The following is a 15524-nucleotide window of genomic DNA, read 5'->3' as shown; positions in this document are numbered from 1 at the left end:
TTCGAATATCCGCCTTTTATTTTATTTTTGCGCGTAGGATCGCAAAATTTAATAAACGCATGAAAAAGATCAAAATTTCTCTTGATACTGTATATTATACCAGTTATTATACACCACAAATTTTGAGAATGACTTTATTTGACAGAGGTTATACATGGCAACGAATGATGAAAAATCCAAAGCGCTGGCTGCCGCTTTAGGTCAAATTGAAAAACAATTTGGTAAAGGCGCAATTATGAAATTAGGCGATACGCAAGCGCTTGACGTAGAGTCAATTTCAACCGGCTCAATCGGTTTGGATGTGGCGCTTGGTATCGGCGGCTTGCCAATGGGGCGTGTCGTTGAAATTTTCGGGCCGGAATCTTCAGGTAAAACCACATTAACTCTGTCCGTTATCGCGCAGGCGCAAAAAGCAGGCAAGGTTTGCGCATTTATTGATGCTGAACATGCGTTAGATCCGATTTATGCCGCAAAATTAGGTGTTGACGTTAAAGAATTATTAGTTTCTCAACCCGATAACGGAGAACAGGCATTGGAAATTTGCGATGCGTTGGTTCGTTCCGGCGCAGTGGATGTGATTATTGTGGACTCGGTGGCCGCCTTAACCCCGAAAGCGGAAATTGAAGGCGACATGGGCGATTCGCATGTTGGTTTGCAAGCCCGTTTAATGTCTCAAGCTTTGCGTAAATTAACCGGTCAGATTAAAAACGCCAATTGTTTAGTGGTATTTATCAACCAAATCCGTATGAAGATTGGTGTTATGTTCGGTAACCCGGAAACCACCACCGGCGGTAATGCGTTGAAATTCTATTCGTCCGTACGTTTAGATATTCGCCGCGTAGGCGCGGTAAAAGACGGTGATGAAATCATCGGTAATGAAACCCGTGTGAAAGTAGTGAAAAACAAATTAGCGCCGCCGTTCCGCCAAGTGGATTTCCAGATTCTTTATGGCGAAGGTATCTCTAAAAACGGCGAATTAATCGAACTTGGGGTAAAACACAAACTGGTTGATAAATCCGGTGCGTGGTATGCCTACAACGGCGATAAAATAGGTCAGGGTAAAGCGAATGCCATGAAATGGTTAGCGGAAAATCCTACCGTTGCCGCCGAGTTGGAAAATAAAATCCGCGCCGAATTGCTGGCAAATCCGGAACAGGCATTGTTAGCCGATATCGAAACCAATAGCGAAGAAAAAGAAGATTTCGAATAAATTTCGTTCAAAAGTGCGGTAAAAAATACCGCACTTTTTCTATCATTTTTCTTTCCCGTCTTACTTGATTATTTTGTTCAATACAGCGATAGATTTCAAATTTATCTGTTAAATAATAAGGATTTCATTATGACAACATTGGCATTCAGTTATGCGGTAAATTTATTGTCCCGCCGTGAATACAGTGAATTTGAAATTCGTTGCAAAATGCAGGAAAAGGCCTTTTCCGAACAGGAAATTGAGGACACGCTGGCTCAACTGCAACAGAAAAACTGGCAAAGTGACAAACGTTTTACGGAGAATTATTTAAGGGCTAGAGCTCAACGGGGTTATGGCGTTAACCGTATTAAGCAGGAACTTCGGCAGTTAAAAGGCATTTTGCCCGAAACCGTTGATGAAGCCCTGATGGAATGTGATATTGACTGGTCGGAAATCGCGCTTAATGTGTTGGCAAAAAAATTTCCGGATTACAGAGCCCGGCAGGATGCAAAAAACAAACAAAAAATCTGGCGTTATATGCTTTCTCACGGATTTTTTGCAGAAGACTTTGCCGATTTTATCGGCAACGGCACAGAAGATGAGTTTTATTAATTCGGTGTTTGTGAGAGATTGATATTAAAAAATAAGCCGTGATTTTATCACGGCTTATTGTCTTTATAATAGCATAAACTTTGCAACATCAACGCATTGCAGAATTAACGACATTCAAAGCTTGAAGCTTTATTTTTGTCGCCGCCTTTATAGGTTGCTACTTGTGGATACGGGCATAAAGGCATTTCTTTTTCTTTATTCGGAAATTCTTCGCCCGCTTTTGCAAGAATAAAGTCCGGCGCTTTGTTTTCATCCGTCCATTGTTCTAATGCGGTTAAGGGGTCGAAATTTTCTAAAGCCGGACCGCCGCCGCAATGAGTCATGCCGGGAACCATAAAGACACGGGCAAATTGATTGGCATCTTTCATATCCTGATTCAGCTTGTTATACCAGTCACGTAAATCATGGGCGGAAAATACCGGATCCGAGACTCCTTCAAAAATAATCATCTTGCCGCCGCGCGCTTGGAAAGTTGTCAGTTCGGTTTCATCGGCGTCATTCATACCGGCAATTTGCGCCACTTTTTGGGTATCTTTATCGAAATCGAATTGCATAGGATCAAAATCAGGGCTAATCGGCATCATAAAATAATTGGTTAAGCTTTCTACGCCCATTGTAAAGTTACGTCCGTTAGGAACCGCAGTTTGTGAATCGCCTATTTTCCATGCCCGCCAACCTTTGCTGTTAATGCCGGCGTCATAAGGCCAGGAAGCATAAACATTTTCTCCACGGCTGTTTTTCGCTCCGCCAAAAACAGCGTTTAACAATGCGACTTTATCTTTACCTATTTCTTTTTCCACCATTTCCGGTTTGAAATCACAGGCTTCCCAGGCGTTGATCACGCCGTCCGCCAGACCGTCTTTTGCATCGCAACGTTTCAGCACTGCTTTAGATACAATATCTAAATCCTCTTGAGTTAAACTGTTTGCGACGATCTTCTCACCTTGTTCATTAGTCGGTGCATATTTCATAAACTGTTGATTATCCCAGGCTTCGCCCACGGCGGCGTAAGATAAACGGAATCCCGGATTGCCGGCAACCACGCCGTCGAATTCAAGGGGATAACGCATTGCCGCGTGCATGGCTTCGCGACCGCCGTTTGAACAGCCCATAAAATAGCTGTGTTTCGGTTGTTCTTTATACATTTGCTCGATTAATTGTTTTGCCACGGTGGTGACTTTGCCCGTAGAGGCGTAAGCAAAATTCAAGCGAGCCTGTTGGTCTTTCGCGAAAGAAGGATCTCTTGCGCCGGTATGTCCGCTATCCATACTGACAACCGCATATCCCCTCATTAGCGCGGGTGTTGCCGTTGAACCGTGAGTGGGAATGGAGCCGATCGCCGGTGCGATAAAGCCGTCCAAACCGCCGCCGCCCTGGAATAAAAATTTATTATTCCAGTTTGAGGGCAGGCGCAGCTGAAAACCGATGGCGTATTCTTTACCGTCGGCACCAATACGTTTTTCAATTTCACCGTTTACCACGCAATGCGGAGCGGCTTCAATGTTGCTGTTGCTTGCGCCGGTGAAGCTGGCCTGTTCATCGGGCGGTAGATTACCGCCGGCAAACCATTTCACCGATTTGATTGAAGTATTCATAATGTTACTGTCTTTAAGGGCATTACATTGCTGTTCTAGTTTTTGTAGCGCTTCGGTTTTGCTGTCGTCGGGAGCTGAAAGGGCGAGAGGGCTGGTACAGACGAAGGAAATAAATAATGCGCTTTTTGTCAGATTTTTCATATATTCTCCAAAATTCTCCTAAAATTAACCGCACTTTTTAAAAGTGCGGCCGATTTAACGTTGATTTCTAAGCATTCAGAATATTTTGAATTTCAACTAAACTTAAATGATATTGATGTGGGCAGGCTTTCCACATGTCTAACATTTTATTGTATTTATCCCACATCGGTGTTTGTGAATCACAGCCGGGGGCGCAGCGCATAAACTCTTGGTATTTACCTTCTATACCGGTAATAAAACGTAAATAATTCAAATATTTGCGTTCACGGATTGCATCGTAACCGATAAATTGTAAACGGTGAGCGGTTAAATCAGATTTATCCGCCAGATTTTCATAGGAAACCTGTAACGCATGATACATTTCAAGAGTTTCTAAAACGGTTTGGCATTCCGCTTCGGAAATTGCCAAAAACTCGTTATCCAATTCTTTTAATTCTAATGAGAATCCGCCTTTAACGATGGTTTCAAGACGGGCGTATTTTTGTGCATTGGCGGGATCCAGCAAGCCCATGAGTTTATACTGGTTGGCTAAAATTAAACGTTGTGTGGATGTCATTTCCATAGAGGGGTCCTCATATTAGGTCTGTTTATAAAAGATAAACAGTACCTAGTCGATACTGTTTAAATCATCTTGAGACAAACCGCTGTCTTTGGCTTTTACATTGCCGTCGGTTGCCCGGTATTCTAAATTCTGATAATAGGCTTCGCGGAAGGTGATATACGGATCCTGAGCTTGGTTGAGCAATTCCTCTTTATCCATGGCTTTGGCTCGTTTATCCACCGCTTTCACGACGGTCGGTACCAGAGACCAGGCGCCGCCCACCCAATGCCAGAACGGATAGGTATAAGCGGTATCGACGGCAGTACCGGTGAGCTCGCGAGGCGAACTTGCACCGTAGGCCGGCAACATCACATAAGCGCCGGGTTCAACGCCATAACTGCCCAGCGTATCGCCAAAGGTTCGGTCGTTTTCGATTTTTAACGGGTCGCTATAACTTGCCCAGTCGATTAAACCGCCTAAGCCGAAGGTGGAGTTAATAAAGAAGCGGTCAAAGTGAACAAAGGCTTTTTTCACTTCGCCTTCCAATAAACGGTTCACAAAACTGACTGGTTCTTCTAAGTTTTTCGCAACGTTGGATAAACCTGTGGTCAACGGTGACGGCAATGCCTGCCAGCCTTTTGCCGCCGGTTTTAATACGTATGGATCTAATACGTCATAGTTAAAGCTCCACATTGTGCGGTTGAAACCTTCCAATGGATCCTGACGTTCTCCCGTTGCGGGGTCAATGGTTGCACAACCCGTAAGTATTGAACCGGCGAAAAGTGCGGTGGCAATCAGAGTAATTTTCTTCATCGTTATTTCCTCAAAGCAAACGCTATTTGAATTTCATTGTAAATGAGTTATCGATGATCTACAAAATAAATCCGTTCGGAATGAAAAAACTTGCCTTAAAATGAATTTTTATGCAGAATAAAAGCATAAATAATCATTTAAACGTTTGCGAATTTAGCTTGAATAGCGTTGTATTGTCCTTTAGAATAGGCAGAATTTAGCTCGCTAAAGCTAAAAACAATCAGCGATTTCGTCGGATTTATTAACGGGCGCACAAAATTTCTCTAAAAAAGTGCGGTCATTTTTCGATGAATTTCGTGGTTAATGAACATTCGCAAGTGTTCGACCGAATAATAGTCTGTTTATGAAAAATAAACAGACCTGATTTATAGGAGATATTTTATGTCTGAACCTGCAATTCTTGTATTGGCAGATGGCAGTATTTTTCGCGGCACCTCTATCGGCGCTGCGGGGCACACGATCGGCGAAGTGGTATTTAATACCTCAATGACCGGTTATCAGGAAATTCTTACCGACCCTTCTTATTTTAAACAAATCGTCACTCTGACTTACCCGCATATCGGCAACACCGGTACAAATTCCGAAGATCTCGAAAGCAACGGCGTGTATGCCGCAGGCTTAATTATTCGCGACTTACCGATGATTCACAGCAATTTCCGCGCCAATCAAAGTCTGTCGGATTATTTAAAAGACAATAACGTAGTTGCCATTGCGGATATCGATACCCGTCGCTTAACCCGTTTATTGCGGGATAAAGGCGCCATGGCGGGCTGCATTATGAGCGGCGAAGTTGACGAGCAAAAAGCTCTCGAACTAGCCTTGAGTTTCGGCTCTATGGCGGGTAAAGATTTAGCCCAGGAAGTCACGGCACAGCAAAGTTACCGTTGGACACAAGGCGAATGGGTGTTGGGCAAAGGTTATGCGGAACAACAAAACGCATCGTTCAATGTGGTGGCCTATGACTTCGGAGTGAAACATAATATTTTACGAATGCTTGCCGAACGCGGCTGTAAATTAACCGTGGTGCCGGCAAAAACATCCGCTGAAGAAGTGCTTGCGCTGAATCCGGACGGTATTTTCTTATCTAACGGCCCCGGCGATCCGGAACCCTGCGATTACGCAATCAGCGCCATTCAAACCTTATTAGCCACTAAAAAACCGATTTTCGGTATTTGTTTAGGCCATCAATTGTTAGGTTTAGCAAGCGGCGGCAAAACCAAAAAAATGGCATTCGGACACCATGGTGCCAACCATCCGGTACAGGATTTAGATACGCAAAAAGTGATGATCACTAGCCAAAACCATGGGTTTGAAGTGGATGAACACAGCCTGCCCGCCAATGTGCGCGTCACTCACCGTTCATTATTCGACAATTCCGTACAAGGCATCGAACTGACCGACCAACCGGCATTCAGTTTCCAGGGCCACCCGGAAGCCAGCCCGGGGCCGCATGATGTGGCTTATTTATTTGATAAATTTATCGATGCCATGAAACAGGCCAAGGCTTAATGTCAACCGCAGGGGCGTATCGTATACGCCCGATGAATAAAGTGCGGTGGAATTTTAAGTATTTTTTAATAATGGTGCGGGTTTCTTAACATGCGCCGGATAACAACAAATTAAATCGGGAGTATTTTGCGGGGTATTAGGACAAATCTCCCCTAACCCCTCTTTGCTAAAGAGGGGAATCGATCTTGATGAGGCGTTGAGATCTTTATATTACCCTCAACTCAGTCCCCCTCTTTAGTAAAGAGGGGCTAGAGGAAATTTGAAAACCGACAACAAAAAGTGCGGTCATAAAAAGCGAAATTTTTTGAACGTTGGCTATGTCAACGAAGCCGTCAGGAGCGAGCAAATTTGTTTACAAAACTGCGAATAATTTTTTAAAAGTTTTATCAAGAGAAAATAATATGCCAAAACGTAACGACATAAATACAATCCTTATTATCGGCGCCGGTCCGATTGTTATCGGTCAGGCCTGTGAGTTTGACTATTCGGGGGCGCAGGCCTGTAAAGCTTTGCGTGAGGAAGGTTATAAAGTGGTGTTGGTGAACTCCAACCCGGCGACTATTATGACCGATCCGAATATGGCGGATGTGACCTACATCGAGCCGATTCACTGGCAAACCGTGGAAAAAATTATCGAAAAAGAACGTCCGGATGCGATTTTGCCGACCATGGGCGGACAGACTGCGCTGAACTGTGCGTTGGATTTATCAAAAAACGGCGTATTGAAAAAATACGGCGTAGAGTTGATCGGGGCGACGGAAGACGCCATTGATAAAGCGGAAGACCGCGGGCGTTTTAAAGAAGCGATGGCGAAAATCGGTTTAAATACGCCGAAATCTTTCGTTTGCCATAGCTTTGACGAAGCCTGGAAAGCACAAGAAGAAGTCGGTTTTCCGACCTTAATTCGTCCTTCATTCACCATGGGCGGTTCCGGCGGCGGTATCGCCTATAACCGCGATGAATTCCAGGCCATTTGCGAACGCGGTTTCGAGGCCTCGCCAACCCATGAATTATTAATCGAACAATCGGTCTTGGGCTGGAAAGAATACGAGATGGAAGTGGTGCGCGATAAAGCGGATAACTGCATTATCGTGTGTTCCATCGAAAACTTCGACCCAATGGGCGTACACACCGGCGATTCCATCACCGTGGCACCGGCGCAAACTTTAACCGATAAAGAATATCAAATCATGCGTAACGCATCGTTGGCGGTATTGCGTGAAATCGGTGTGGATACCGGCGGTTCCAACGTGCAGTTTGCCATCAACCCGGAAAACGGCGAGATGATTGTCATCGAAATGAACCCGCGTGTGAGCCGTTCGTCGGCCCTTGCTTCCAAAGCCACCGGTTTCCCGATTGCCAAAGTAGCGGCAAAATTAGCGGTGGGCTATACCTTAAACGAATTACGCAACGACATTACCGGCGGCTTAATCCCGGCCTCTTTCGAGCCTTCAATCGACTATGTAGTCACCAAAGTGCCGCGTTTTGCCTTTGAAAAATTCCCGAAAGCCGATGATCGCCTAACCACTCAAATGAAGTCAGTGGGCGAAGTGATGGCCATGGGACGTACCTTCCAGGAATCAATCCAAAAAGCTTTACGCGGTTTGGAAACCGGGATTTGCGGTTTTAACTTAAAAACCGAAGATATGGAAAAACTGCGCCATGAAATTTCCAATCCGGGCCCTGAACGCCTGCTTTATGTAGCGGATGCTTTCGGTATCGGCTGGTCAATTGAAGACGTCCATCATTACAGTAAAATTGATCCCTGGTTTTTAATTCAAATTCAAGACCTTGTGCTTGAAGAATTAGCCCTTGAGAAGAAAACGCTGGCTGATTTAAACAAAGACGAAATTTATCGACTAAAACGTAAAGGTTTCTCCGATAAACGTATTGCGCAATTGGTGAAATCCGACGAAACCTCGGTACGCAGCTTGCGTAACGCATTCAATATTCACCCCGTTTATAAACGTGTGGATACCTGTGCGGGCGAGTTTAAGTCCGATACCGCTTATTTGTATTCCACCTATGAAGAAGAATGCGAAGCTGCACCGTCCGATCGCAAAAAAGTGATGATTTTAGGCGGCGGTCCGAACCGTATCGGTCAGGGTATCGAATTCGACTATTGCTGCGTGCATGCGGCATTGGCGTTACGCGAATCCGGTTTTGAAACCATTATGGTGAACTGTAACCCGGAAACCGTTTCTACCGATTTCGATACCTCCGACCGTTTATATTTCGAGCCGTTAACCCTTGAAGACGTCCTAGAAATTATTCACGTAGAAAAACCCTGGGGCGTGATTGTGCATTACGGCGGTCAAACGCCGTTGAAATTGGCAAACGCGTTACATGCAAACGGCGTGAACATTATCGGCACATCGGCGGACAGCATTGATGCGGCGGAAGACCGAGAACGTTTCCAAAAAATCTTACATGATTTGAATTTAAAACAACCGGCGAACCGCACGGCGCGTAACACACAGGAAGCGGTAGGTCTGGCAAATGAAGTGGGTTATCCGCTGGTAGTTCGCCCGTCTTACGTATTGGGCGGACGCGCAATGCAGATTGTATATAACGATGAAGAATTGAACCGTTATATGCGTGAAGCGGTGTCCGTTTCCAACGACAGCCCGATTTTATTAGACCATTTCTTAAATAACGCTATTGAAGTGGACGTGGACTGCATTTGTGACGGCGAACAAGTAATTATCGGCGGTATTATGCAGCATATCGAACAAGCCGGCATTCACTCGGGCGACTCCGCCTGTTCATTGCCGCCTTATTCGTTAAGTATGGAAATTCAGGATGAAATCCGTCGCCAAACGGCAGCGATGGCGCGAGCCTTAAACGTAGTCGGTTTAATGAACGTGCAATTTGCGGTACAAAATGATGTGATTTATGTGCTTGAAGTGAATCCGCGCGCCAGCCGTACCGTACCTTTCGTGAGCAAAGCCACCGGTCAGCCATTGGCGAAAATTGCCGCCCGTGTAATGGCCGGTATTAGCTTGAAAGAACAAGGCATTCAAGGCGAAGTGGTGCCGCAGGATTTCTATGCGGTGAAAGAAGCGGTATTCCCGTTCATTAAATTCCCCGGCGTAGATACTATTTTAGGACCGGAAATGCGTTCCACCGGCGAAGTGATGGGGGTGGGAGCAACCTTTGCGGAGGCCTTCTTAAAAGCACAGATTGGTGCCGGCGAGCGGATTCCTCGTACGGGCAAAGTATTTGTATCAGTGGATAACAACGATAAACCTCGTTTATTGCCAATCGTAAAACGCTTACAGGAACAGGGCTATGGCTTATGCGCAACCTTCGGTACGGCAAAATTCCTGCGCGAAAACGGCATTGCCGTGCAAACCGTGAATAAAGTACGTGAAGGCAGACCGCATATTGTTGATGCCATTAAAAATGATGAAATTGCGCTTATTATCAATACTGCCGGAGGAATGGCGGAAAGCGTGGCGGACAGCGCATCAATCCGCGCCAGCGCATTAAAACAACGCGTGCCGCTTTATACTACCATTGCAGGTGCCGATGCCATTAGCCTTAGCGTAGCAAATTTGGATATTCACGATGTGTATTCCGTGCAGGGTTTACATGCAGGTTTAACTAAATAACAAAATAGGCTCGAACGAGCCTATTCTTCTTTAATAAAGTAATAAAGTGCGGTGAAAATTCTTGAAATTTTGACCGCACTTTTACTTAAGTTTAATCTTCAATTAATCCGGCTTTGACTAAGAAGTTGTAAATGCCGTGATCTTCAATACGATCGGTAACGAAATCAGCGACTTTTTTCAGTTCGTCGCGGGCGTTGCCCATCGCTACGCCGACCCCTACGGTACTTAGCATTTCAAGGTCGTTTAAACCGTCACCGAATGCCATCACGTTTTCCATTTCAAAGCCTAACCGTTTGATTGCGGAAGCAATTCCGCGCGCTTTTGAACCTTCGGCATCAAATAAATCCACAGAATCTTTATCCCAGCGGACCACTCGCAAACCGTCCAAGATATTTGCATTTTTTACAAGTTCGTCCTGACTTTGGTCATAGAAGGGCAATAATTGGAAAACTTCGTTATGTTTAAAATAATCTTTATCGACAATATAATCCGTTAAAATCGGATCCAGTGCGGATTTTTGTTTAGCGGTGATTTTGGATACCGCAACGTTATTATCGGATACAAAGGCATAATCAATTTGTTGGGCATCAAAGAAATCAACTAAGTGTTGCACTTTTTCAGTAGGAATCGGATGTTTTTCAATCACCTTATTTTGAAATACGGAAAATTGGCCGTTCATGGTAACGAACAGTTCGATGGGTTCTTCAGCAATCAACGCTTTGATTTTAGTCGGTAAACTGCAACGAGAGCGTCCGGTGGCGATGGCGGGAATAATGCCGTTTTGTTTGAGTTTGCGAATGACCGGAAGAACGGAGTCAGGCAGAATATCTTCAAATTTCATGATGAGAGTTTCATCAATATCAAAAAAAACGATTTTAATTTTGTCGCGGAGATTTGGAATTGTCATTAGCGCTCCTTAAAAGTAAGAAAATATATAAAATAATTTTAACATTATTGCGATAAAGATCGAAAAATTTTCCTGTGATTAGGGCGGAAAAGGTTAGATTTTATTATGTTGTTCTCTTCGTTGTCTTTTTAGGAGAATAACATGAATTGGTTTGCTTTCCGCTGCATTTATTGTCAAAGAAAACTAGCCATTGGCTCGCATGGTCTGTGTTGCAGCTGCAATAAACAGATCCGCCGTTTTAATTATTGCGGCGTTTGCGGATCGGAATTGGCGGAAAACACTTTAGGTTGCGGAAACTGTTTGCAAAACCGGCCCGCTTGGCATCGTATGGTGATTATCGGCGCTTATAAGATGCCGCTTTCAAGTCTGATTCATCGTTTTAAATTTCAAAATTCCTTTTATTTTGACCGCACTTTGGCGCGTTTGCTTTATCTGGCAATTCGAGACGCCCGCAGAACTCACGGGCTTATGTTGCCGGAAGTGATTATTCCCGTTCCGTTGCATCATTTTCGCCACTGGCGGCGAGGGTATAATCAGGCGGATTTATTGGCCGGACAGTTAGCCAAATGGTTAAATATTCCTTGTAATAATCGGCTGATTAAGCGGGTTAAACATACAAGAACGCAACGGGGATTAAGCGCTGCCGCCCGACGGGTTAATTTGCAAAAAGCATTTCGATTCGCCGACAAAAAACAAGCTTGTCCGTATAAATCCGTTGCTTTAGTGGATGATGTGATTACTACGGGGTCGACATTAAATGCCCTTGCCGGTTTATTTGTTCAACAAGGTGTGGAACAAATTCAGGTGTGGGGTTTAGCGCGCGCATAAAAATTTGCATAAAAGGTAATCTAAGCGTATCATTCCCGACTATGTTAGTCAGCTATCAGACGTTTTTTAGTTATATTTTAGGATTATTTTATGCAACAAATTCAAATTTCTGACGCCGCACAAGGGCATTTTCGTAAGCTGCTGGATCAACAGGAAGAAGGCACGAATATCCGTATTTTCGTGGTGAATCCGGGGACGCCGAATGCCGAATGCGGCGTTTCTTATTGCCCCCCTAATGCTGTGGAAGCAACGGATACGGAAATGAAATATGCTACGTTTTCCGCCTTTGTGGATGAAGTGAGTTTGCCGTTTTTGGAAGATGCGGAAATTGATTATGTGACGGAAGAACTCGGTACGCAGTTAACTCTAAAGGCGCCTAATGCCAAAATGCGTAAAGTTGCGGATGACGCACCTTTAATCGAACGAGTGGATTATGTTATTCAAACTCAGATTAACCCTCAATTAGCAAGCCACGGAGGTCGTATTACCTTAGTTGAAATTACTGATGAGGGCTATGCGATTCTCCAATTCGGCGGCGGTTGTAACGGTTGCTCAATGGTGGATGTTACCCTGAAAGACGGCGTAGAAAAACAATTAGTGGAATTATTTGCCGGCGAATTAAAAGGCGCGAAAGACATCACAGAGCACCAGCGCGGCGAACATTCTTATTATTAAAGTCCGTTTATAAAAGATAAACAGACCTTAATTTAATACTCTCAATAAAATCGGCTCAAATGCCGATTTTTTATTGAGTTTTTTGGCATAAAACCGCACGGCAAGAAAGGAAAGTGCGGTGGAAATAAAGATGAATGCGGCGCTAATTAATTCATTTGAAAAAATTGCGGTGGCGACAAACGTGCCGATTAATAATGTCATCAGCGGAATCACATAAGCAAGAAAAGCGGAAAATAAAAGGGATTGTTCCTGTAGACCGATTTCCACTTGTTGACCGATTTTTAACGGAGTGATGGTGGAAATAATCAGAATATGTTCTCCCGGTTCTCCGGTAAGTTCCGAAAGTGCCGCCGAGCCGCAAGCGTTTTTAGCCGCACAACTGCCGCAGGCGGTTTTTGATTGGCATTTTACTTTGGCGATTCCGTCTCGGTAATCAATTACGACGGCACTTTCGGTTAACATATTTTTTCTCTAGTTGGATTTAATTTCTTGTACGATACGTTTTGCCGTGGTGAGCGGTATTTGCCCGATAATCGTAACTTCCTTATCTTTCATGCTTTCACTGTAAATAGTGAACGAGCCTTGTTTCCATACATTTTCTTGGTTTTCCGGCAGGATATTATTGGAAACATAAATAGTAAAAGAAAATAATCCGTCACTATATAAACGGCTTTCTATCGTATCTTCATCAGTTTTGGTGAGATAGTTATTCAATACCGCAAATCCTTGCGGAAGCCAACCGGCTTGCCAGCTTAATTTGTTTTTTGGTGGCGTTGCTTTATCTAAAACGGGAGGCGTTGGCAATTTGCTTAATGCATCGGTTAGCGGTTGTGTCATTTGGTCGTCAATATAAAAATTCACTACACGGAAACGCTCTAACAGATTGCCGTCCTGATCTAACATATCCGAGCCTAATAATAGATGAGTTTTTTCTTCAATAAAAACGACGTATTGATAACGGAAGTTATCTTTCGGCAAAATTCTAACCGTTTGAACTAAACGATCGGCAATGCGATTACGCCCCATATTAATGAAATCATAATGTTTTTCAATACGGGAAAAATCCGCGTTAACGATGTTAGGTAAATTGTCGATAATTTGCGAACCGCGAATTGAGAAAGGGCTGTAATTGGAATGAAAATAACTGATTAAGTTATCGCGTTGTATAATTTCCTGTTTACCGCCCTCTAAGGTTGCAAGTTGAGCGTAAGATTTGCCTTCGTTATACACATGGCGATAGCGATAAGTATCAATCTCGGCACCCGCGATTTGAACATAGGAAATTTCATAATTAAGCTTATTTTGGGCAGCGAGCATTTCTGTGAGTAGTTGCTTAGGCGAAAGATTGTCTTGCCCGAATACGGAAAAAGAGAAGGGCAAGATAAAGAAAAGTGCGGTAAGTTTTTTAAACATTTTTGAAGTCCCTTCATCAACCGGAAACAAATTCACCACCCATTAAGGTGGTGAATTAAAATAATGTTAACTAATTAATGTTGTTGATTTTGTACTGAGTCCGCATAAACACGGCGTTGCAATTCGTAACTTTGCAACATTGCGCCGATACGTTTATTTTTTTGTTCAAGTTGTTCTTGTGTCACCGCATCTTTTGTTGGAGCGTTATAGCTTACTTCCTGAACATTGTTGCTAAACGGTAAGGTTTGCAATACTGGCGTATCCGCTGTGGTTTGCGCATTATTATTAGCATTAAAAGACTGAACGCCCAGTACGGCAACTAAACACACACCGGCGGCAACACCGACTTGAACCATTGGTGCAAATAACGCTTTGAGTTTTTGCATAAACGGCAAGTTTTCAACTTCGTCCGGAGTCGGTTGAGATAGGGTAATCGCATCTTCCTGATCAATCAATGTTGCCATTTTTGCGGTGAAATCGGCGCCTAGAAATACCTCGCTTTCATCGCGCATAACGGAACGAATTACATGATAATTTGACCAACTTTGTTGCAACTCGGCATCGTTACATAATTCGAGGGTGATGTCGTTACCGACTTGTTCACCGTCAATGTATGCTGAAAGTAACTCTTTTTGCATTGTAAACTCCAACTCTTTTGTTATTCGTTTAACGTTGAATGAGCGGTCGAATTTTGCTTTCTATAATTTCCCTTGCCCGGAATATACGCGAACGTACCGTTCCTACGGGGCAATCCATTATATCGGCAATCTCTTCGTAACTTAACCCTTCCATTTCACGTAATGTTATCGCCGTTTTTAATTCTTCTTGCAAACCGTCGATAGTATCAAAGATAACCTTTTTTAGCTCTGCGGATAACATTTCATGTTCGGGCGTATCCACATCTCTTAAATTTCCACCTACATCATAGGTTTCCGCTTCTTCCGCTAGAATGTCTTCATTCGGCGGGCGGCGTCCTTGAGCGGTTAAGTAGTTTTTTGCAGTATTTACTGCAATTCTATAAAGCCATGTATAGAAAGCGCTTTCACCCCGGAATGACTCAATAGAGCGATATGCTTTAATGAATGATTCCTGTACTACATCGGGAATATCATTACGCGATACATAACGGGTTAATAGCCCCGCCACTTTATTCTGATAACGAGAAACCAACAAATTAAAGGCTTTCTTATCCCCCTGCTGCACTCTTTCTACCAAAGCCTGATCTGTTAGCTGTTCAGCCATATAACCTCTTGTCAATAACAAGCTCTAATTTCAAGACAGCAAGCCTATGTATTTGGTTAGAGCATGTGAAAATAGAAAAGTTCACCGAAACGTAAAAATATTTCCAATCAAAATCAATTATTAATTACAACGCCTTGTTTTTCCAAAATTAAATCGACCATTTGTTGCAATTCCGTATCGGAAGCCCGCGCCCGCTTGAATAACCAGGAAAAAAGCTGTAGATCGGTGCAAGCCAATAAACGCACAAAGGTTGCTTTTTGCGTTTCGGTCAGATTATCAAATTGTTCCAGATAGAACGGCATAATGATTTTATCGAGTTCTAACATACCCCGACGGCAATCCCATTCTAAGCGTAATTTATCGTATTCAGCCATTGTTGTTACCATAAAATAAAATTAGCGCATTATAGCGTTAAATTCGGCAAAATTGCCAGATAAGCATAATT

At 43.6% G+C, this 15524-nt stretch carries 15 protein-coding genes; 6 read left to right on the top strand and 9 right to left on the bottom strand.

All coding sequences use genetic code 11. The features are described 5' to 3' along the window. Nucleotides 1–154: 154 nt before the first annotated feature. A complete protein-coding gene (gene recA / locus MS_RS10205; RefSeq protein ID WP_011201394.1) occupies nucleotides 155–1210 on the top strand; it encodes a recombinase RecA in 1056 nt (351 codons plus the stop codon). A 129-nt stretch (nucleotides 1211–1339) separates the two neighbouring features. Further along, nucleotides 1340–1801: a recombination regulator RecX gene (recX, locus tag MS_RS10200; RefSeq protein WP_011201393.1), complete on the top strand. Its 462-nt coding sequence runs from the start codon at nucleotides 1340–1342 to the stop codon at nucleotides 1799–1801. A 104-nt stretch (nucleotides 1802–1905) separates the two neighbouring features. Here the strand turns inward: recX and MS_RS10195 are convergent, their stop codons facing one another. The 3 genes from MS_RS10195 to MS_RS10185 all read right to left on the bottom strand — a co-directional run bounded on the left by MS_RS10195 (nucleotide 1906) and on the right by MS_RS10185 (nucleotide 4891). Beyond that, nucleotides 1906–3537: a tannase/feruloyl esterase family alpha/beta hydrolase gene (locus MS_RS10195; protein ID WP_011201392.1), complete on the bottom strand. Its 1632-nt coding sequence runs from the start codon at nucleotides 3535–3537 to the stop codon at nucleotides 1906–1908. Nucleotides 3538–3604: 67 nt separating this feature from the next. Continuing rightward, entirely contained in the window at nucleotides 3605–4099 is a 495-nt protein-coding gene (locus MS_RS10190; protein WP_011201391.1) for a YfbU family protein, read from the bottom strand. A 45-nt stretch (nucleotides 4100–4144) separates the two neighbouring features. Beyond that, complete coding sequence (locus tag MS_RS10185; protein WP_011201390.1) at nucleotides 4145–4891, bottom strand: MlaA family lipoprotein; 747 nt, start codon at nucleotides 4889–4891, stop codon at nucleotides 4145–4147. 381 nt (nucleotides 4892–5272) lie between these two features. Between MS_RS10185 and carA the strand changes: the two genes are divergently transcribed. Together carA and carB are read left to right on the top strand one after the other, a co-directional pair. After that, nucleotides 5273–6400 (top strand): glutamine-hydrolyzing carbamoyl-phosphate synthase small subunit, encoded by a 1128-nt coding sequence (gene carA / locus MS_RS10180; RefSeq protein ID WP_011201388.1) that lies wholly within the window; start codon nucleotides 5273–5275, stop codon nucleotides 6398–6400. Nucleotides 6401–6801: 401 nt separating this feature from the next. After that, nucleotides 6802–10014: a carbamoyl-phosphate synthase large subunit gene (gene carB, locus MS_RS10175; protein WP_011201387.1), complete on the top strand. Its 3213-nt coding sequence runs from the start codon at nucleotides 6802–6804 to the stop codon at nucleotides 10012–10014. Between the two features lie 91 nt (nucleotides 10015–10105). On the opposite strand, the gene MS_RS10170 is transcribed toward carB, so the two are convergent. Then, nucleotides 10106–10921, bottom strand: a complete 816-nt coding sequence (locus MS_RS10170) for a Cof-type HAD-IIB family hydrolase (protein ID WP_011201386.1) — start codon at nucleotides 10919–10921, stop codon at nucleotides 10106–10108. 141 nt (nucleotides 10922–11062) lie between these two features. Between MS_RS10170 and MS_RS10165 the strand changes: the two genes are divergently transcribed. Together MS_RS10165 and nfuA are read left to right on the top strand one after the other, a co-directional pair. Beyond that, a complete protein-coding gene (locus MS_RS10165; RefSeq protein WP_011201385.1) occupies nucleotides 11063–11749 on the top strand; it encodes a DNA utilization protein GntX in 687 nt (228 codons plus the stop codon). A 90-nt stretch (nucleotides 11750–11839) separates the two neighbouring features. Then, nucleotides 11840–12424, top strand: a complete 585-nt coding sequence (gene nfuA, locus MS_RS10160; RefSeq protein ID WP_011201383.1) for a Fe-S biogenesis protein NfuA — start codon at nucleotides 11840–11842, stop codon at nucleotides 12422–12424. 27 nt (nucleotides 12425–12451) lie between these two features. On the opposite strand, the gene MS_RS10155 is transcribed toward nfuA, so the two are convergent. The 5 genes from MS_RS10155 to MS_RS10135 form a co-directional block, all read right to left on the bottom strand. Beyond that, complete coding sequence (locus tag MS_RS10155; protein ID WP_011201382.1) at nucleotides 12452–12886, bottom strand: SoxR reducing system RseC family protein; 435 nt, start codon at nucleotides 12884–12886, stop codon at nucleotides 12452–12454. A gap of 9 nt (nucleotides 12887–12895) precedes the next feature. Beyond that, nucleotides 12896–13837: a sigma-E factor regulatory protein RseB gene (rseB, locus tag MS_RS10150; RefSeq protein ID WP_041640087.1), complete on the bottom strand. Its 942-nt coding sequence runs from the start codon at nucleotides 13835–13837 to the stop codon at nucleotides 12896–12898. A gap of 74 nt (nucleotides 13838–13911) precedes the next feature. Next, complete coding sequence (locus MS_RS10145; protein ID WP_041640086.1) at nucleotides 13912–14475, bottom strand: sigma-E factor negative regulatory protein; 564 nt, start codon at nucleotides 14473–14475, stop codon at nucleotides 13912–13914. A gap of 28 nt (nucleotides 14476–14503) precedes the next feature. Beyond that, nucleotides 14504–15079 (bottom strand): RNA polymerase sigma factor RpoE, encoded by a 576-nt coding sequence (rpoE, locus tag MS_RS10140; protein WP_041640085.1) that lies wholly within the window; start codon nucleotides 15077–15079, stop codon nucleotides 14504–14506. Between the two features lie 113 nt (nucleotides 15080–15192). Then, a complete protein-coding gene (locus MS_RS10135) occupies nucleotides 15193–15453 on the bottom strand; it encodes a succinate dehydrogenase assembly factor 2 (RefSeq protein ID WP_041640084.1) in 261 nt (86 codons plus the stop codon). Nucleotides 15454–15524 lie beyond the last annotated feature (71 nt).

This window comes from [Mannheimia] succiniciproducens MBEL55E, assembly GCF_000007745.1.
GTDB lineage: Bacteria > Pseudomonadota > Gammaproteobacteria > Enterobacterales > Pasteurellaceae > Basfia > Basfia succiniciproducens.
This window is presented reverse-complemented; position numbering and strand designations above follow the sequence as displayed.